We start from the raw sequence: 17,896 nt of genomic DNA, 5'->3' as shown, positions 1-17,896 counted from the left end.
TTGTATGATTAATAATATTTCGTTTTTAATAGGATTAAAAAATAACTTAGAATATTCTAAACGTTGTTATGAGTTTATAAGAGAAAACTATCCTGAAACGGAAATTGTTTTTGTAAGTTATGGAAGTACGGATGGCACAAATGATTGGCTCTATTCTTTAAAGGATGAAAATTGCATTTATTTTTTTAGTAAAGAAGAGAAAACTCTTTCTGATACTTACAATAAAGCAATAGAAATAGCAACCAAAGACTATATCTGTTTTCTTCACAATGATATGGTAATTGGTAAAAACTTTTTATCAGAAATTGAAAATACTCTTTCAATACACAATGTTGTTTATTACAAAGTAATAGAACCTCCTATTTTTGCTGGAGATAAAAGGCTTTGGAAAGAGATTCAGGATTTCGGAGATGATTTTGAAACGTTTCGGTTTGATGATTTTTTCCAATTTGAGAATAATCAAACGAGCCAAAAGGGAGAATTTACAGAAGACGTGAGCTTTTTTTTGGCAGCTAGAAAAGATATTTTAGTTAAAATAAATGGTTTAGATCCGATTTTTAAACCGATGTTTTGCGAAGATGATGATCTAATTTTGAGATTGAAAATATCTGGAGAAAAAATTTTTGTATGCCCAAATGCGATAGTATATCATTTTGTGAGCAAAACCTCAAGATTTTCTGATGAATTTAAATATAAAACGCAAAATATCGAAGAAAATTCTTTGAGGAATTTTGTAAGAAAATGGGGGTTCAATAATCAATCTAAAAGCAAAAAGAAACTAAAATATGGTCTTTATCTGGAGAACCCGACCGAAGATTCGGTTAGAGCACTTGAAATCTTTGTCGATCATATTTATTCCGATTTTAAACCTGAAAAGTATATTTCAGATGAGCAAAAAAACACGATATTTAATTTGCGAGAAAAGTTTAAAACTAAAGATTCAGAGTTTATTGATGATGTCATAATAAAATTTAATTCGAATAAACTTAATGAAAAAAATATGCATAGTTTTAGAAATCTTGTAGATATTATTGAAAATGAAAAAAAATCAAAAAAAAGTCTTTGGAAAAGACTTTTTAAAAGCAAAAATTGGTTTAAAAGTAATCAATTGAAAATAAATGTACTGAAAGAAAAGTCCTACGAACAACAATTAATAATAAGGAAATAATGTTTGATTTTTTATTAAAACCAATTGCAATTACTTATGGAATTACAGTATGTAATGAGTACGATGAATTAAAAGTACTGCTAGATATTTTACTGCCACAAATTGATAAGAATGATGAAATTATTATTCTTCAAGATGTTACCAATCAAAATCAAAAAGTTTCTGAGCTGATCAGTAGTTATGGTTCTTCTGTCGTGAGATTGGAATCTAAATTGAACGGTGATTTTGCTACATTCAAAAATATCCTTATTCATAATGCAAAAGGAGATTATCTGTTTCAGATAGATGCAGATGAATATCCTGCTGAGAAACTGCTGAAAAATATAAAACCATATCTTCGCAAAGAAAAAAAATCTGATTGTTTTCTTATTCCAAGAATTAACATTGTAGATGATATTTCTGAGGAGTATATTAAAGAAATGAACTGGAATGTCAATGAGGATGGGTATATCAATTTTCCAGATTATCAGCCAAGAATTATAAAAAATAATAAGAAAATATTCTGGAAAAATAAAGTACACGAAGTTTTCTATGGAAATACAAGATCCACAGAACTTCCTAAAGATTATACCTATTGCCTAATTCATAAGAAAAGTATTACAAAACAAAAGCAACAAAATGCTTTCTATGATACAATTAACTAATCTTCCCAGAAATACTTTCTATCTTTTCCTGTAATTTTGTTTTGTAGGTTTTTAAAAGCAAGTTTCATTCTGATTGGAAAATAGTTTTTAAGTCTATTAATTTTTTCCTGAAGTTGTTTTTTCTCGAATTCAAGTAAAGTAATCTCTGAAGATATTTTGTTTTCTCCCTTGTTTAAAAATGTTTCATCAATATATGAAATTCTATCTTTGATTTTTTCGCCAATTGTTTTAGGTGATAAGTACAACTCAATATGCTTTTTTCCTTTTAAAGCTATCTTCTTCGTTTCATCTGGATTTTGATAAATAAATGTAAGATGCTGTGCGGCATGATCTGTATCTGCGTCTGCCCAATAATCTTTCTCTGTGCTGTAGTAATACTGATTTTCTGCACTGACCATGGAGTATTTCACAGGAAATGAGTTGTTGATATTCATAAACTCAGTATTGGCAGAATAAGCAGTGGCAATTACAGGTTTTTCAAGGTACATTGCTTCTGCCATGGTAAGTCCAAAGCCTTCTGATCTATGTAATGATATAAAACAGTTACAGCAATTAATTAAACTATAAAGCCTATCTTCATCTAAAATTTCCTCTAATATAGTGATACTCTTATTATCAGCTATTCTATCTATTAACATTTGTTTTTCCATTGGAAAATCCGTGCTTTTAGAAGTTTTAATTATTAAAATTGCTTCAGTATGGTTTTTACCAAAAGCCTTCTCATAAGCATCTATAGTTGCGAGAGGATTTTTACGATAGATAGAACTGTAATAGTCAAACATCGTAAGAATTACAAATTTGTCTTCGGAAATATTAAATTCACTGCGAATATAACTTGGTTTTGCAAGAGAAATAGGATGCATAAATTTTAATACAGGAATAGGAGATATTTTTGAAATTGCTTCCGCACAAAAATTACTGGGAACCCATATTTCCTGAAAAAAATTGAAATAAGGTTTTGCGGCATCTGGAAAGTTCTCTAGCTCCCAAGCCCAAAATGCGATATTATATTTTCCTTTAAAATAATTATGGTCAATATTTTTAAAAACTTCATCTAACCTATCTATATTTATTTGAACTAGATTTATTGGATAAGGATTTTCTAAAGAGAAACTCTCTTCTAGATGAGTTTCTTTGACATTATCTGAAAATTGGAGATTAAAATCATTAATGCTATAGGGAATATTTGCTTGTCTTATTGCCTCAATATTTGCCCTTACAGCTACACCCAGACCAAAAACTTTATTTATATATCCTGAAATATTTATACCAATGTTTTTATTCATTTCAATTGCCTTTTATTAGTTAGTTTATCTATTATGGATACTAAAAAATATTTTATTCCAAATTTTTGTTTCATCAGTATAATATTTTTGTTATATTCATCTAAAAACTTATTTCGTAGAAATTTAAATTGTGTAGTATTGCTTTTAAAATTAATTAGGAATTTATTATGCCATTGAACCTGTGCTTTTATTCTGCTTTTTATACTTTTAAAATCATCAGTATCATTATTGAAATTAAAATATGATAATATTTCTTTAAAATAATTACTGTCATTATGAAATGCAATTCCTCCAACCTGTTGAGAAGAATGTACTCTATAATTGATAAGTTTTTGTGGAATAAATCCCATTTTTCCGTCAACAGTTGCTAAAAGAGTAAGCCATTCATCATGATGAAAATCTTGAAGTTGGGGAATTGGGAAAACAGATTTTGCAAATTCAGTTTTTATAGCCATTGTTGCTCCTGTAGAAAAATTACCTTTTTGAGTAATAAAGTTAAACATCTCAAAATTAGGTTTGCTCTCTGAATATTTTTCATAAACATCCCATTTTGTAAAATAATCATTCATTATTTTAGAATTTTCATCCATTAAGAATCCGTTGGAACAGAAAGCCAGCATTGCGGTGTCTTCTTTGAATTTATTTATAAAAATCTCTACTTTTTCAGGATACCAATAGTCATCTTGATCACTTAGAAAGGTAACTTCCCCTGTACAAAGTGATATTGTTTTTTCGAAGTTTTTTACGCTTTTAAGAGTTTTCTCATTTTGAAAAATTCTTAAAATTTCCGGGTTATTTTTCTGATAATCAGAAAGAATTTCAAAGGTGCCATCTGTAGAAAGATCATCACAAATGATAATCTCATCTACTGGAAGAGTTTGATCTAAAATTGAATTTAATTGTTCTTTTATATATTTTGCGCCATTGAAAGTACAAAGTGCTACAGAAATCTTCATTATTTAATTGATTATAGGCAAATATTCCGAAGTTTCTAAAATATTGCAGATCCAGTTTGTAAAGCCATATTTTTTATAAATTTCGAAATTAAGGTCATTATATGGTGTTGACAAAAATGTTGAGATATCATCTGTTTTATTTTCCCCAATAATAAAAATATTATCCTTATTATAAAAGTCATAATTTTTTACTTCCAGATTATTTGTGATTAGTTTTTTCTTCAATCCGATAGATTCAAATGTGCGTAAAGATAACCCATTATGTACATTATTTAATAAATCTAAAATAGCTTTTGCATTTTTAATCTTATTGTAGTTTTTTTCAAAATCAAAAATTTCCGTGATATGAGTTATTCCCGATTCTGAATTTTTTTCTATGTATTTTCGTGAGCTTCCAATAACATTTATATCAATCTTAAAACCATTTTTTTTTAAAAATGAAGAAATTTCTATCAATTTGGGCATTCTGCTTTCTATATGGCTACCAATAAAAAATACGTCATTTTTTGGATATAAATGTTCCTCTATATTAAAATCAAAATAAAAATTAGTTATAAGTTTAAAGTTTGGGTCGAAAGCTAAGTCTTTCTGGTCAAAAACAAAAAAACTATCAAAATATTTTATTTTTCTGTAGATATTTGGATATCTTTCCAATCCATCCCATTGATAACCGACCATTTTTTTTGCCTTTCCTTTTATTTTTTCGATAATATCATTATTAAGCAGATCCGGACGTATTATAAGTGCAAAATCTATTTCTTCAGAAATAGAATCTAATAAATTGTGATGTATTTGTTGCTCTATCCTCAGACGGTTTTGTTCTTTTGCTATATTTTTATAAGATCGATCTTTCTTAAAGATTTTCCGACCAATATGTTTTAACTCGTCAATAATCGAAATTTTATGATGGTTTTCAGAATGGGGAAGTAAATAAACAATCATTCCCAAAAATTCAAGATTTTTTTTAAACATTTCAGGAAGACCAAAATCATTTGGAATAGCAATAATTATCGTTTTATCTCTTAGAAATTGATTTTCTGGCATTTATTTTATCTTTCTTTTATCATTAAGACTGTCGGCTATACTTAGAATAAAAAATTTCAAAGGATATTTCTTTTTCATATTTTTTCTGTGAATGATAAACAGCTGTTTGCATCTTTTTACAATTTCATGAGAAATTTCAGAATTTCCGTTTCCTGCTTTATTTAAAAGATGAGTATGCTTTTTATAGCTTTGACTCAATCTTTTTAGAAATTTCTTGTATTGTGAAAATGTTTTTTCTTCTGAAAACAGGTTAAAATGATTAACAAGTCTTTTCTTGGTAGAATCATCATTTCTATAAATTACACCACCTACTTGCTGATTTGCATGAATTCTGTATTGAAATAGTTTTTCATTAATCATGATAAAACTCTGCTCATATGATGTTAATAATGCAATCCATTCATCATGATGAAATCCATCTTTAAGAGGAATAGGAAGAATTTCTTTTCTAATCGTATTTCTAAAAGCTATTCCAGCACCAGTTGCAATATTTTCTATGAATGCAATAAGGTTGAAATAATCAATTTTAATATCCTGATCTTGTAATAATTTCGGAACATCCCAAATTGTTAAATTATTTAATGGGCTTCCGTCCTCATCTATTGCAATGCCATTACTACAAATAGCATTTACATTAGGATGTTTATCAAAATAACTCAGAAAAATGATTACTTTACTTTTCTCCCAAATATCATCCTGATCACTCAGAAAAATAATATCGCCTGTACAAAGTGAAATTGCTTTTTCAAAATTCTTTACACTGCGTAAGTTTTTTTCGTTGATATGTATTTTGAAAATATCCGGAAATTGAATTTTATATTCGGATAAAATTTTTTGTGTCTGATCTTTTGATCTATCATCACAGACTACTATTTCATCAACTTTTACCGTTTGATTTAAAATGGAATCTAATTGTTGGCGAAGAAATTTTTCACCGTTATAAGTACATAATGCGACAGAAATTTTCATTCCAAATTCAAATTAAAAACAGTATTCACCCAATTATCCAAAGTATATTTATCATAAATGTCCTTAGGAAGTTTTTCATATGGTGTTTCGAAAAAATCTTTTTTGATATTATCGTAATTTTCATCTAATATCAAAATATTATTTGGATTATAAAAATCGTAATGTATTATATTCGGATTATCAGCGATTATTTTTTTCTCTAAAGCCATAGCCTCAAAAATTCTGAAACTTAAACCTGTTTGGTTCTCACGCATCAGATCAAGAATTACTTTGGTGTTCTTATAATATTTTTGCACTTCATGATGAGGAATATTTTTAGTCCTGAATCTTAAAACATCAACATTCGTTTTGTCAACGATCTGTTTTACCTTGTTTTTCCACCCTTTTTTTCCTGCTATAGTAGCTTTGAATTTTACACCTAAAGATTTAAGCTTTGTTGCTAAGGTATTTAATATAGCCAGCCTGCTCTTATCATAAGAAGTGATATAAAAGAGATCAAGTCTGGGTTTTTGACTTTCTGCAGGCACATATTTAAGATAATTATAATTCGTGATTTTTTCAAATCCAAAAGTATTTACATCTTCATCATCGAAAGAAAAAACTTTGTCGAAATAATGGAGAATATGAGTTGTAGGGTTTCTGGCTACACTATCATATAAATAAGCAATATTTCTATCGGTATATTCTCTTATTTTTTCATGCACTCTTTCTTCAATCTCTTCGGGATTTATTACCAGAATCTGATCCTGTTTTCCTATTTTTTCTAAAGACTCTATAATGAAATTTTGTCTCTTGTGAAATTTTGGGTTTGTTCCCAAAAATATTTTACTAAAAGTATTTTTTAGTCGTGCACCCAAATTTTTGTGGGTAAAAGCTCCGATATTGATATGATAGGCCTGAATGCCCTTCTCATTAAGTTTTTCAACAATATGTTCATCGTAATGCCAAAAGTCAAAGCTGATCAAACAAATTTTCATCCAACAAAAATAAAGAAATTAGTATTTAAATTTATATTTTTGGCGAAAAGCCACTGTTTTTCATGAAAAAGAAAATTCTTATTGATGTTGAAAGATTAAAATATCCCAAATCTGGGATTGCCAACGTATGTATTTCTCTTATAAAAGGACTTGACGAAAAAAATCATGATTTTGACTATACTCTGTACGGTCCAAAGAAAAATATTCCGGTTACTAATTCAAATTTTAATATTATCAACTGGAATTTCTGGCAAAAAAAAATATCAATCAACACCTTCTCTTTTTCATTAATTCATACAACACACCAATTATCAGATTATTTTCATAAGATTTCTAAAAATCAGAGAAAAATAACCACTCTTCATGATCTTAATTTTCTTCACGATAACAGTTCGGAAAAAAAAATCTTAAAAAGCACCAAATTGGTGCAGAAAAATATAGGCAAGTCTGATGCCATCGTTTGTATTTCGCAGTTTGTAAAGGAAGATTTCCTTAAAAACAAACATCTTTTTACTTTAAAGGCGGATGTAAAAATTGAAGTTATCTATAACGGATTACTATTTCCTGAAAAAATTATTTTTAATTCTGAAGTTAAATATGAGTTTTTGGATAAAAAATATATTCTGAATATCGGAGTGCTTTTCCCCAAGAAAAATCAGGAAGTTTTGCTGGAATTAATCGCAAATAATGACAGAGATCTTGTTCTGGTTACGTCATCTGCCAAATCAGAATATAAAGAGAAATTTTTGCAAAAAGTTAAATATCTAGGGCTGGAAAACAGAGTTCATATTCTTGAGAATATAGATAATAATAAGAAATATTTTCTGCTTCAACATTGTGAATCTTATTGTCATCCTTCATTAGCCGAAGGGTTTGGAATTCCGCCTGTGGAAGCGATGTATTTTGGAAAGCCGGTATTTTTAAGTAAACTTACAAGTCTTCCGGAAATAGGAGGGGAGCTTGCTTTTTATTTTGAAGATTTCAAAGGAGATTCTATGCAGAAAGTGTATGAAGAAGGAATAGAAACCTATAATTCAAATCCAATTCAATATGCTGAAAAGTTAAAAGAAAGAGCATTGAAATTTGGGTATAAAGAAATGGCAGATTCTTATGAAAAACTATACAAAAAAGTTCTAAGTTAAAGTTTAATTTTCCCTAATTTCAGTTTCATTTTAAACATTTTAAAACTGTCACCGCCTTTAATATCAATTCTTTTTACCTCAAATTTGTTTTTCCAGGGGTAAGATTCTACTGCGTTTCCGATTCTTAAAGCGGCAATAATTCCTAAGCTTTCAAGAATTTTGAAGAACTCCTTTTTCTTTTGATTTTCTTTTGGAAATTTACCGTAAGGATATACCAATATTTTGGTGAAATCGATTTGTTTTTGCTCCAAAATTTCGATGTTTTGTCTGATATCAGCTTCAGCTTCAGCCAATGTTAATTGAGAATAATTTTTATGAAAATGACTGTGCAAGGCAATTTCAACAAACTCAGGATTCAAAGATTTTATTTCATTGAAACTCATAAAATTTCGCTCAGTATTCCCTTCATTTTTTTGAATATAATCAGTAGGAATACAAATTGTTGCTTTTAATTGGTATTTTTCAAGTAACGGAATTAAATATTGTAAATTGTTATAATATCCATCATCAAAAGTCAAAATAAGTTTGTTTTTCAAAGATTTATTATTTTCTAACTCTTTGAAAAATAATGTATTGTATTTTTTTTTAATGTATTTTAGCTGTTCTTCAAGATTTTCAGATGTTACGGTAAGAACATTCTGGATGTCCATACTTTTCGGATAAACACTGTGATACATCAAAATGCGGATACTTTCCGATTTTGAAAATCCGAATATTCTTTTAAAAAAACTTATGAACATGATTTGGTTACATTGGTGATCTCATGAAGCTTTTTATATTTAAGAAAGGTGTAGAAAGCTGCTGTACTTGCTGCGTAATATCCTACCAAACCATCCAGAAAGCCTAATCTTATAAAGTAAGATTTTATAAATTGATAAAAAGGATTAAACAGAATTTTAAAAATTGTTGATCTTTTTCCATTTTTGTACATTTTCTCCGCCATCATTGAAGTGTACTTGTTTGATTTTTCAATGTGATGATAAATATCTTTGTAGGTATAATGATTAAGTTTGCCGTTAAGTTTGCCCACTTTTTCTGAAGTGATAAAACATTCATGAACAATATCTTCAGAATATTTTCCAAAGCCTTTCTTGAAAAGTCTTTCTCTTTTTATGTTGCCCCAGCCTCCGTATTTTAAAGATTTTCCAAGGAAAATATTATTGAATTGAATATTATAAACTAAAAATTCAGAGTTTTCTTGAGAAACAATATTTTTTATGGAAACTTTTGCAGTTTCGTCAGGAATTTCATCGGCATCCAAAAATAGTATCCAATTGCCAGAACATTCAGTGATTGCAAAATTTTTCTGTTTTCCGAACCCTTCAAATTGATGTTGAATGAATTTTACTTTAGAGAATTTTTTGCAGATTTCCTCGGTACAGTCCGTTGAAAAACTGTCAACAATAATAATCTCATCAGCCAAATTCTGAACAGCATTCAGGTTTTTTTCGATTATTCTTTCTTCGTTAAAGGTTATTATTGCTACAGAAAGCTTCATAAAACGGTGACTTACTGCTGCAAAAATACAGTTTATTTTTAGAATCTGATATCTAATAAATAAGATTCGTTATGCATACTCTTCCTTTAAAAATTCATACGTCTTAAATGAGCTGAGAGCACTTAAATAGGAAAGTATAATCCCTTTTTTACCATCAAGAATACCCAATTTAAGGAAATACATTTTAAAAAAGTTAAAGATGCTTTTAGATAGTTGTTTTATCAATCCGTAAGGAGTTTTTTTCTCGTAAAGATCTTTTGCTTTAAGCCGTGAATAATGGATAACTTTTGTATAATAGGCTTCGTAAGAGTCGAAAGAGAAGTGTAAAAGATAGTTTTGAAGTGTTCCTGGGTTTTCTACATTTGCTAAGCCTTCATGCACACGTTTGTTTTCGTCATAATGGGCAACTTCTTTTTTAAAGAGACGAATGTTTTTATCATTCTGTGTTCCGGAATAATTAACCTGCTCGCCCATAAAAAAGAATTTTCTCTTGAAAAAGTAAGCTTTTTTAGTTACGGGCTTTTTAATTTCTTTCAGTATCTCTTTTTTAAGTTCGGGTGTTATCCTTTCATCAGCATCTAAAAATAAAATCCATTCATTTTTTGCATACGAAATACACAAATTTCTCTGTTTGGTAAAGTCTTCAAATTTATTTTGATACAATTGTACTTTTGGAAACTTGGTTTTAATAATTTCCACTGTTTTATCGGTACTGAATGAATCAAGTACAATAATTTCGTCTGCAAATTCTACAGATTCTAATGCTTCCTCAATATTTTTTTCTTCATTAAAGACAATTAATAATGCGCTTATTTTCTGATCTTTCATCTTTCACTTCGTATTAAACAACTTAGATGACAAATTTCGTAAAAAGTTAATCAATCGATTGCTTAATTTTGTAATAAAAAAATAACACTCTGATTGTGAGTGCTATTTTTTTATAATTTGATAGGAATTACTTTATTTTTTATAATCAAGAATAGTTTTTTCGATGATTTTAACACAATCTAACAATTGCTCTTCAGTGATTACCAATGGCGGTGCCAATCGGATAATATTACCATGTGTTGGTTTTGCAAGAAGCCCGTTTTCTTTTAATTGTAAACAAAGATTCCAAGCGGTTGAACTTTCAGGAGTATCATTGATCAGGATAGCATTAAGCAATCCTTTTCCTCTTACTTTTGTAATGAGATCAGATTTTTCAATTAATTTCTCAATCTCGCTTCTGAATAATTTTCCTAGTTCTTCAGCTCTTTCAGAAAGTTTTTCTTCCTCAACAACATCTAATGCGGCAATGGCAACAGCACATGCAATTGGGTTTCCACCAAAAGTAGAACCGTGTTGTCCGGGCTTAATCACATTCATGATCTCATTGTCTGCTAAAACAGCCGATACAGGATACATTCCTCCGGAAAGTGCTTTTCCTAAGATTAAAATATCAGGCTGAACATCTTCGTGGTGACAGGCAATCAGTTTTCCTGTTCTTGCAATTCCTGTCTGAACTTCATCAGCAATGAAAAGAACATTGTATTTTTTACAAAGCTCAGATGCACTCTTCAAGAAACCATCATTAGGAACGTAAACACCAGCTTCACCTTGAATCGGTTCAACCAAGAATGCAGCAATATTTTCTGCATCATTTTTCAAAATATCTTCTAAAGCTGAAAGGTCATTGTAAGGAATTTTAATAAATCCTGGGGTGAAAGGTCCGTAGTTTTGGTTAGCATCGGGATCGTTAGAAAAAGAAACAATTGTTGTTGTTCTTCCGTGGAAATTATTTTCACAAACAATAATTTTTGCTGCATTTTCAGCAATACCTTTTATTTCATAACTCCATTTTCGGGCTAATTTTACTGCAGTTTCTACAGCTTCAGCTCCGGAATTCATTGGTAACACTTTATCAAAACCAAAAAGGGTTGTGATTTTTTGTTCGTATTCTCCTAAGTTCGAGTTGTAAAATGCTCTTGATGTTAAAGCTAATTTTTTAGCCTGTTTTACTAAAGCATCAACAATTTTTGGGTGAGAATGTCCTTGGTTAACAGCAGAATACGCTGAAAGAAAATCATAATATTTTTTGCCTTCCACGTCCCAAACGAAAACGCCTTCTCCTTTGTCTAAAACGACAGGAAGAGGGTGGTAGTTGTGAGCGCCGTGTTTATCTTCAAGGTCAATAAAATATTGAGAATTTTTTGCTGTTTCTGTTGACATAAATTTACGTTTGCTGCAAATGTAAACATTATTAATGAGATGAATAAACAGAAAAGACACTGTAGAATAGCTTAATTTAAGTTCATTTTAAGGTTAAAATCTCAGTATTTAAGAATATTATCGATATTAATATTGCGTTGCAGTTATAATATCTTTCCACAAAGAATTATAAATGAGAATAAATTTATCAACTATAAAAATTAATGATAAAGATGATGATCTACATAAATTTTGCAATTGGGTAAAATCGTTTCTAAAGTAATGACTTCCTCTAAAATAAGATCTTTTTCCATTTGAGAATGGCTGCTAAATTCGTAGCCCAAAGAAGCGACATATAATTCTTTTAAATTTTGAAGCTGGTTTAAGTGATGAATATCTTTTATGGTAATTTCTGTTTTCCAGATGTCGAGATATTCCAGATCAGTTAATTTGTTGAGATAAGGAAGGCTTTTTGTTGTAATGTCGCGATGTTTCATTAAAGTCAGACTTGTCAATTGTTGAATGTTGGAAATCATACGAACCGTTTCATCAGTAATTTTGGTTTCTTTAAAATAAATAGAATGGATGATTTTTACTCTGTCGAAAAGTGCAGCGAAATATTCATCATCATCAACAGAATCAATACTTGAAAATCCCGAAATTTCATTCGGAATATTTTTTGAGTCTTTAATTCTGGCAAAATCCCACCAGAAATTTTTTTCTTTGCCTTTTAGTTTCATTTTTTAGTAATTAAAATCAATCATACCAATTTCCTTTTTGAACTTCATAACCTGCTTTCCGAAAAGCTTCCTGCAATTCGATTCCAAGATCGTCGTTTTCTTTTTTGCTGGAAAAGTACAGGAAAAATAGACTTTCATGGATGATTTGTTCTTTTGGGTTTTCATCGAATGTTGTAAAATGTGTCTCGACTGCGTTTTTTTCTGTCTCCAAAATGATTTGGATGTCTTTTCCAATTTTTTTTATTTTATTCAACGGAACTTGTTGTTTGATAATTTGGTAACCATTGAAATACGGACTTGTTTTTCTAATTGTAAAAGTCAATATTTTATCTTTGGTAATAGAAAATCCTTCAATAATTTTAATTGTATCTCCATTAAAGTTTGATGATTTAAATTGGCTTTTTACTTCTCTTTTCAATTCACGGTTTAAAATTTTCAAAATTTCTTTTTCCTGAGCAAAACTGAAATTCCAAAATCCTAACATTAAGATAATTAGCACAAACCTTTCTGTATTTTTCATTTCCATATTTTTTGTTTGGTATATAAATAATAAATCTCACAACCGAAGAAATTGTGAGATTCTGAATTTTTTAATGAGGTAATTTCTTTATTCCTGAAATTTTCCAAAGGCAAGAAATCCCACTTTGTCTGTATCATCAGCATAGGTTATAAAAGAATATTTTTCACCTTTTTTAGACCATTGCTTTCTTTTAAAATCCACACCGTCAATTACATTTTCATGTTCAACAAAAGTATATCCAGCGTCTTTAATTTTCATCTCGATAAAAGCATTGTTTATTGCTCCTGCATATAACATTACCACCCCGGCGTTTGATCCATCTGTATTATATTGTACTTGTACGCGGGTGAATTCTGATTTGAAGCTATGAGCATCACCATCTTCTCCTTCTCCTTTTTCGACTTCTCCTACAGTATAGCCTTTACCCGTCATAAAATTATTGATATTTTTCTTCGTAGAGTTGTAAAAAATATCCTGAACAGCCATAAGCTTTTCATCGTCAAATTTTTTCTGACCAAAAAATAGATTTGCCAGCAGGCAAAATAGAATTAAAGTTAAGTTTTTCATGAGTAACAGTTTTTAGGTTTATAAATGTTTGATAAGAGGTTTGTATCAAAGTTAGTATAAGGATGAGAGTTCCGCAATCACCCGAAAAGGTGATTTTTAATTTGAAGGCATAAAAAAACCGTCTCGAAATGAGACGGTTTGAAATCTATTTTTAAATAATCTTAGTGATTATCATATTTTCTATCCATAACAAAATCTTCCATGAATTTTGTTGTATAGTTTCCTGCAAGATAATCTTCATTATCCATCAGTTGTCTGTGGAAAGGAATAGTAGTTTTTACACCCTCAATATAGAATTCTTCCAATGCTCTTCTCATTTTTGCAATTGCTTCTTCACGGGTTTGAGCCGTTGTGATCAATTTAGCAATCATTGAGTCATAGTTTGAAGGAATGGTATATCCAGAATAAACGTGAGTATCTACTCTGATTCCGTGTCCTCCGGGAATGTTTAATCCGGTGATTTTCCCTGGAGATGGTCTGAAATCTGCGTAAGGATCTTCCGCATTAATTCTACACTCGATTGAATGTAATTTAGGATAATAATTGATTCCTGAAATTGGAGTTCCTGCAGCTAAAAGAATTTGCTCTCTGATCAAGTCATAATCAATAACCTGTTCAGTAATAGGGTGTTCAACCTGAATTCTCGTATTCATTTCCATGAAATAGAAATTTCTGTGTTTGTCTACCAAAAATTCGATCGTTCCAACACCTTCATAAGAGATAAATTCGGCAGCTTTTACAGCAGCTTCACCCATTTTCTCACGAAGCTCGTCCGTCATAAACGGAGAAGGAGTTTCTTCCGTTAATTTCTGATTTCTTCTTTGAACTGAACAATCTCTTTCAGAAAGGTGACAAGCTTTACCAAATTGGTCACCAGCAACCTGAATTTCGATATGTCTAGGCTCTTCAATCAGTTTTTCCATGTACATACCTCCGTTTCCGAATGCAGCCACAGCTTCTTGAATTGCAGATTCCCAGTGATCTTTAAGGTCTTCAGCTTTCCAAACAGCTCTCATTCCTTTACCACCACCACCGGCAGTCGCTTTAATCATAACAGGATACCCTGTTTCTTCTGCAATCTTTAAAGCATGTTCGTAAGATTCGATCAAACCGTCAGAACCAGGTACACAAGGCACTCCTGCAGCTTTCATGGTCGCTTTAGCGTTTGCTTTGTCTCCCATTTTTTCAATTTGCTCAGGAGAAGCACCGATAAATTTGATACCGTTCTTTTCGCAGATTCTTGAAAAGTTAGCGTTTTCAGATAAGAAACCGTAACCTGGGTGAATAGCGTCTGCATTTGTAATTTCTGCAGCAGCAATGATATTAGGAATTTTTAAATATGAGTCTTTACTCATTGCAGGACCAATACAAACAGCTTCATCGGCAAATCTTACGTGAAGACTGTCTTTGTCGGCAGTAGAGTATACCGCAACAGTTTTGATTCCCATTTCTTTACAAGTACGTAAGATACGCATTGCAATCTCGCCACGATTGGCAATTAATATTTTTTTGAACATCTTCTTCAGTTTGAAAATTAGATAATTTGAAAATTAGATAATGTTATTTTAATGTAGAATTTAATCTAACATCTAATGTCTAACATCTAACTTCTTAATTAAGATGGGTCTACTAAGAATAAAGGTTGGTCGTATTCTACAGGAGTAGCATCGTCAACTAAAATTTTAACGATTTTTCCGCTTACTTCAGAATCAATCTGGTTGAATAATTTCATCGCTTCAATTACACAAACAACTTTACCAACAGAAACTTCGTCACCTACGTTTACAAATACGTCTTTATCAGGAGATGGCTTTCTGTAGAAAGTACCGATCATTGGAGATTTAATTGTGATGTATTTACTGTCATCAGATGCAGCTTCAGCTTTTTCAGCAGGTGCAGCAGCTGGAGTTGCAATTGGAGCCTGAGCAGCTACTTGTTGAGGAGCAGTATGGTAAACTGCAGGTTGAGCATACGCAACTTCGCTTCCAGCTAATGGAGTTTTAATAGTGATTTCGAAATCTTTAGTTTTGTATTTCACTTCAGAAACCTCTGCTTTAGATACAAACTTGATAAGATTTTGTATGTCTTTAATGTCCATAAATTTGATATTTGATTTTTGCCAAAGATACCAAAAAAACGTAAAAAACAACAAAAAACCGCCAAATTTTATGAAAATCGGGCGGTTTTTGTATTAAAATGAGTGTTTTTCAGTGAAAAGCGACTCTTAGTTTTCTTCAGTAGTTGCTACTTCTTTTTCCAATACTACTTTTCCTCTGTAGTATAGTTTTCCTTCGTGCCAGTGAGCTCTGTGGTATAGGTGAAGCTCTCCTGATGTTGCATCTTTTGCTAATTGAGGAACTACAGCTTTGTAGTGAGTTCTTCTCTTATCTCTTCTTGTAGACGATTGTCTTCTCTTTGGATGTGCCATTTTGTAATAACTTTTTTAATTGATGAGCGATGAGATTCATCATCCCATCATTAAACTATTTAATTTTTATTCTTTAAATTTTTTAGCGCGTCCCATCTCGGGTCGCTTTCGTGTTCTTCCTCTTTTTCAGTTTCTTTCGGACTGAATTTTTCAAGAATTTCCAGATCTTCCTGGCTTACGTTCGGTGATATTTTTTTCATTGGAATTGAAAGTGCCACGTTCTCGTAAGTCAATTGTGCTATATTAAAAGCATGGTCGCTGGTTGGGATGGTGATTACGTCTTCTTCGCTGTCATCATATTCTTCTCCAAACTTTACCAAGACCTTGATTTGGTTTTCAATAGGATGATCAAAATTTTCGTTCGTAATATCACAAACCAATTCTACCGTTCCATTTACTTTTATCTCAAATTCTAAAAATGTAGAATGTTTCTCAAGGAAAACTTCTGCTGTTATTTTAGGATTTGTAAATTCCTGTTCAGTGTCAAATAATTGAAAGAACTCTTTATCTATCTCAAACCTGAACTCGTGTTTCCCGGTATTTAATCCGGAAAAGCTTACGTCGTAGTTTCTTAACTTGTCCATAAAATGAGTGTGCAAAAATATGCAATTTTTTTATAATAACAAATAAAATTTCTAACAAATTAATTTAAAATCTTCACCAAAGATTTATCCTTCAGTTTCATCCGGCAAATCTTCATCTACACCATTGTCTACTGCCATTCTTCGGGGTTGCATACGGTTGCTCATCAGATCATTATATTCGCTTCTGTTCTTAAATATTTTAATAGCTGTGAAAATAGCTTCCGTAAAACTCTGCTCATCAGCAATATTTTTTCCCGCAATATCATAGGCAACTCCGTGATCGGGAGAAGTTCTGATAAAAGGAAGTCCTGCAGTATAATTTACTCCTTCTTCATAAGCTAATGTTTTAAACGGAGCCAATCCCTGATCGTGATACATTGCCAAAACCGCATCAAAACTTCTGTATTTATTAGGTTGGAAAAAACTGTCAGCCGGGAAAGGTCCGAAAGCCAGGATCCCATTGTCTGAAAGTTCTTTGATTGCCGGAGAAATGATTTCAATTTCTTCATTTCCGATTACGCCGCCGTCGCCAGAGTGTGGATTTAATCCTAAAACTGCAATTTTTGGTCTTGTAATGTTAAAATCTTCAATTAAAGTTTGGTTTAAAACTCTGATCTGCTTTTTAATTTTCTCTTTGGAAATATTTTCAGCAACCTGAGAAATTGGAATATGATGCGTTAAAACGGCAACCTTTAGATCGTCCGTTACCAAAAACATCAGTCCTTTTTTGTTGAATTTTTCTTCAAGATATCCCGTATGACCTGCATGTTTGAAACCCATCTTCATCATCTCGTCTTTGTTGATAGGAGCGGTTACCAAAACATCAATTTCTCCTTTTAATAAAGCTTCTGTTGCAGCTTCCAAAGAATCAATTGCCATTTTTGTGGATTCCTCAGTCGGAGTTCCTAATTCTACAGTTGAGTTTTCTTTCACAAGATTTACCATATTCAGTTTTCCTGCTTGGGCTTGTGAAGCTTCGTTGATATAATTGAAATTTAAATTTAATTTAAAAATATTTTTCTGATAGGTAAACAATTTTCCCGAACCAAAAATCACAGGGGTAAAAAAATCTGTAATGGTTTTGTCTGCAAGCGATTTCATGATGATTTCGGGACCTATGCCATTGAAATCTCCGATTGAAATTCCTACTCGTACTTTATGGTTTTTTGGGTTCATTTTGATTATC

General features: G+C 30.8%; 20 protein-coding genes. 3 read left to right on the top strand and 17 right to left on the bottom strand.

The window, feature by feature from the left end:
* The first annotated feature begins 4 nt into the window (after nucleotides 1-4).
* The gene (locus ASG22_RS04560) at nucleotides 5-1,168 is read left to right on the top strand and encodes a glycosyltransferase family 2 protein (RefSeq protein ID WP_055981258.1); all 1,164 of its coding nucleotides are present in this window, start codon (nucleotides 5-7) and stop codon (nucleotides 1,166-1,168) included.
* Nucleotides 1,168-1,812, top strand: a complete 645-nt coding sequence (locus ASG22_RS04555; RefSeq protein WP_055981255.1) for a glycosyltransferase — start codon at nucleotides 1,168-1,170, stop codon at nucleotides 1,810-1,812. The genes ASG22_RS04560 and ASG22_RS04555 overlap by 1 nt, the downstream gene beginning before the upstream one ends.
* Here the strand turns inward: ASG22_RS04555 and ASG22_RS04550 are convergent.
* From ASG22_RS04550 to ASG22_RS04530, 5 genes are read right to left on the bottom strand one after another with little or no spacing between them, the layout of a single operon-like run.
* A complete protein-coding gene (locus ASG22_RS04550) occupies nucleotides 1,809-3,098 on the bottom strand; it encodes a glycosyltransferase (protein WP_055981252.1) in 1,290 nt (429 codons plus the stop codon). The two genes, ASG22_RS04555 and ASG22_RS04550, sit on opposite strands and share 4 nt — an antisense overlap.
* Nucleotides 3,095-4,054: a glycosyltransferase family 2 protein gene (locus ASG22_RS04545; protein WP_055981249.1), complete on the bottom strand. Its 960-nt coding sequence runs from the start codon at nucleotides 4,052-4,054 to the stop codon at nucleotides 3,095-3,097. Before ASG22_RS04545 ends, ASG22_RS04550 begins: the two co-directional genes overlap by 4 nt.
* 3 nt (nucleotides 4,055-4,057) lie before the next feature.
* The gene (locus ASG22_RS04540; protein WP_055981246.1) at nucleotides 4,058-5,098 is read right to left on the bottom strand and encodes a hypothetical protein; all 1,041 of its coding nucleotides are present in this window, start codon (nucleotides 5,096-5,098) and stop codon (nucleotides 4,058-4,060) included.
* Entirely contained in the window at nucleotides 5,099-6,067 is a 969-nt protein-coding gene (locus ASG22_RS04535) for a glycosyltransferase family 2 protein (protein WP_055981243.1), read from the bottom strand. It abuts the gene before it with no gap.
* Nucleotides 6,064-7,044, bottom strand: a complete 981-nt coding sequence (locus tag ASG22_RS04530) for a hypothetical protein (RefSeq protein WP_055981240.1) — start codon at nucleotides 7,042-7,044, stop codon at nucleotides 6,064-6,066. The genes ASG22_RS04535 and ASG22_RS04530 overlap by 4 nt, the downstream gene beginning before the upstream one ends.
* 62 nt (nucleotides 7,045-7,106) lie before the next feature.
* Between ASG22_RS04530 and ASG22_RS04525 the strand changes: the two genes are divergently transcribed.
* Entirely contained in the window at nucleotides 7,107-8,186 is a 1,080-nt protein-coding gene (locus tag ASG22_RS04525) for a glycosyltransferase family 4 protein (protein ID WP_055981237.1), read from the top strand.
* Here ASG22_RS04525 and ASG22_RS04520 read toward each other — a convergent pair.
* From ASG22_RS04520 to pdxA, 12 genes are all read right to left on the bottom strand, one after another.
* On the bottom strand, nucleotides 8,183-8,926 hold the full coding sequence (locus ASG22_RS04520) for a polysaccharide deacetylase family protein (RefSeq protein WP_055981234.1): 744 nt from the start codon (nucleotides 8,924-8,926) through the stop codon (nucleotides 8,183-8,185). The genes ASG22_RS04525 and ASG22_RS04520 overlap by 4 nt on opposite strands.
* The gene (locus ASG22_RS04515; RefSeq protein ID WP_055981231.1) at nucleotides 8,917-9,684 is read right to left on the bottom strand and encodes a glycosyltransferase family 2 protein; all 768 of its coding nucleotides are present in this window, start codon (nucleotides 9,682-9,684) and stop codon (nucleotides 8,917-8,919) included. Before ASG22_RS04515 ends, ASG22_RS04520 begins: the two co-directional genes overlap by 10 nt.
* Nucleotides 9,685-9,753: 69 nt before the next feature.
* Entirely contained in the window at nucleotides 9,754-10,512 is a 759-nt protein-coding gene (locus ASG22_RS04510; protein ID WP_055981228.1) for a glycosyltransferase family 2 protein, read from the bottom strand.
* Nucleotides 10,513-10,644: 132 nt separating this feature from the next.
* Entirely contained in the window at nucleotides 10,645-11,892 is a 1,248-nt protein-coding gene (gene rocD / locus ASG22_RS04505; protein ID WP_055981225.1) for an ornithine--oxo-acid transaminase, read from the bottom strand.
* Nucleotides 11,893-12,092: 200 nt separating this feature from the next.
* Nucleotides 12,093-12,611, bottom strand: coding sequence for a hypothetical protein (locus ASG22_RS04500; protein WP_055981223.1), 519 nt, complete (start codon nucleotides 12,609-12,611; stop codon nucleotides 12,093-12,095).
* 16 nt (nucleotides 12,612-12,627) lie between these two features.
* Nucleotides 12,628-13,131 (bottom strand): hypothetical protein, encoded by a 504-nt coding sequence (locus ASG22_RS04495; protein ID WP_131726144.1) that lies wholly within the window; start codon nucleotides 13,129-13,131, stop codon nucleotides 12,628-12,630.
* Between the two features lie 87 nt (nucleotides 13,132-13,218).
* Nucleotides 13,219-13,698 (bottom strand): hypothetical protein, encoded by a 480-nt coding sequence (locus ASG22_RS04490; protein WP_055981219.1) that lies wholly within the window; start codon nucleotides 13,696-13,698, stop codon nucleotides 13,219-13,221.
* A 161-nt stretch (nucleotides 13,699-13,859) separates the two neighbouring features.
* Nucleotides 13,860-15,215 carry an acetyl-CoA carboxylase biotin carboxylase subunit gene (accC, locus tag ASG22_RS04485; RefSeq protein ID WP_055981215.1) on the bottom strand — a complete coding sequence of 452 codons (1,356 nt, stop codon included), beginning with the start codon at nucleotides 15,213-15,215 and terminating at the stop codon, nucleotides 13,860-13,862.
* A gap of 98 nt (nucleotides 15,216-15,313) precedes the next feature.
* Nucleotides 15,314-15,796 (bottom strand): acetyl-CoA carboxylase biotin carboxyl carrier protein, encoded by a 483-nt coding sequence (gene accB / locus ASG22_RS04480; protein ID WP_055981340.1) that lies wholly within the window; start codon nucleotides 15,794-15,796, stop codon nucleotides 15,314-15,316.
* A gap of 126 nt (nucleotides 15,797-15,922) precedes the next feature.
* A complete protein-coding gene (gene rpmF / locus ASG22_RS04475; protein ID WP_055981212.1) occupies nucleotides 15,923-16,126 on the bottom strand; it encodes a 50S ribosomal protein L32 in 204 nt (67 codons plus the stop codon).
* 59 nt (nucleotides 16,127-16,185) lie between these two features.
* Nucleotides 16,186-16,710 carry a YceD family protein gene (locus ASG22_RS04470; RefSeq protein WP_055981210.1) on the bottom strand — a complete coding sequence of 175 codons (525 nt, stop codon included), beginning with the start codon at nucleotides 16,708-16,710 and terminating at the stop codon, nucleotides 16,186-16,188.
* An 84-nt stretch (nucleotides 16,711-16,794) separates the two neighbouring features.
* Nucleotides 16,795-17,886, bottom strand: coding sequence for a 4-hydroxythreonine-4-phosphate dehydrogenase PdxA (gene pdxA / locus ASG22_RS04465; protein ID WP_055981206.1), 1,092 nt, complete (start codon nucleotides 17,884-17,886; stop codon nucleotides 16,795-16,797).
* Between the last annotated feature and the right edge of the window lie 10 nt (nucleotides 17,887-17,896).

The organism is Chryseobacterium sp. Leaf405 (assembly GCF_001425355.1).
GTDB lineage: Bacteria > Bacteroidota > Bacteroidia > Flavobacteriales > Weeksellaceae > Chryseobacterium.
This window is presented reverse-complemented; position numbering and strand designations above follow the sequence as displayed.

What these genes read in the sequence shown, in the direction of transcription:
- ASG22_RS04560 (WP_055981258.1), top strand. Translation starts at nt 5, where the DNA reads ATGATTAATAATATTTCGTTTTTAATAGGATTAAAAAATAACTTAGAA.
- ASG22_RS04555 (WP_055981255.1), top strand. Translation starts at nt 1,168, where the DNA reads ATGTTTGATTTTTTATTAAAACCAATTGCAATTACTTATGGAATTACA.
- ASG22_RS04550 (WP_055981252.1), bottom strand. Translation starts at nt 3,098, where the DNA reads ATGAATAAAAACATTGGTATAAATATTTCAGGATATATAAATAAAGTT.
- ASG22_RS04545 (WP_055981249.1), bottom strand. Translation starts at nt 4,054, where the DNA reads ATGAAGATTTCTGTAGCACTTTGTACTTTCAATGGCGCAAAATATATA.
- ASG22_RS04540 (WP_055981246.1), bottom strand. Translation starts at nt 5,098, where the DNA reads ATGCCAGAAAATCAATTTCTAAGAGATAAAACGATAATTATTGCTATT.
- ASG22_RS04535 (WP_055981243.1), bottom strand. Translation starts at nt 6,067, where the DNA reads ATGAAAATTTCTGTCGCATTATGTACTTATAACGGTGAAAAATTTCTT.
- ASG22_RS04530 (WP_055981240.1), bottom strand. Translation starts at nt 7,044, where the DNA reads ATGAAAATTTGTTTGATCAGCTTTGACTTTTGGCATTACGATGAACAT.
- ASG22_RS04525 (WP_055981237.1), top strand. Translation starts at nt 7,107, where the DNA reads ATGAAAAAGAAAATTCTTATTGATGTTGAAAGATTAAAATATCCCAAA.
- ASG22_RS04520 (WP_055981234.1), bottom strand. Translation starts at nt 8,926, where the DNA reads ATGTTCATAAGTTTTTTTAAAAGAATATTCGGATTTTCAAAATCGGAA.
- ASG22_RS04515 (WP_055981231.1), bottom strand. Translation starts at nt 9,684, where the DNA reads ATGAAGCTTTCTGTAGCAATAATAACCTTTAACGAAGAAAGAATAATC.
- ASG22_RS04510 (WP_055981228.1), bottom strand. Translation starts at nt 10,512, where the DNA reads ATGAAAGATCAGAAAATAAGCGCATTATTAATTGTCTTTAATGAAGAA.
- rocD (WP_055981225.1), bottom strand. Translation starts at nt 11,892, where the DNA reads ATGTCAACAGAAACAGCAAAAAATTCTCAATATTTTATTGACCTTGAA.
- ASG22_RS04500 (WP_055981223.1), bottom strand. Translation starts at nt 12,611, where the DNA reads ATGAAACTAAAAGGCAAAGAAAAAAATTTCTGGTGGGATTTTGCCAGA.
- ASG22_RS04495 (WP_131726144.1), bottom strand. Translation starts at nt 13,131, where the DNA reads ATGAAAAATACAGAAAGGTTTGTGCTAATTATCTTAATGTTAGGATTT.
- ASG22_RS04490 (WP_055981219.1), bottom strand. Translation starts at nt 13,698, where the DNA reads ATGAAAAACTTAACTTTAATTCTATTTTGCCTGCTGGCAAATCTATTT.
- accC (WP_055981215.1), bottom strand. Translation starts at nt 15,215, where the DNA reads ATGTTCAAAAAAATATTAATTGCCAATCGTGGCGAGATTGCAATGCGT.
- accB (WP_055981340.1), bottom strand. Translation starts at nt 15,796, where the DNA reads ATGGACATTAAAGACATACAAAATCTTATCAAGTTTGTATCTAAAGCA.
- rpmF (WP_055981212.1), bottom strand. Translation starts at nt 16,126, where the DNA reads ATGGCACATCCAAAGAGAAGACAATCGTCTACAAGAAGAGATAAGAGA.
- ASG22_RS04470 (WP_055981210.1), bottom strand. Translation starts at nt 16,710, where the DNA reads ATGGACAAGTTAAGAAACTACGACGTAAGCTTTTCCGGATTAAATACC.
- pdxA (WP_055981206.1), bottom strand. Translation starts at nt 17,886, where the DNA reads ATGAACCCAAAAAACCATAAAGTACGAGTAGGAATTTCAATCGGAGAT.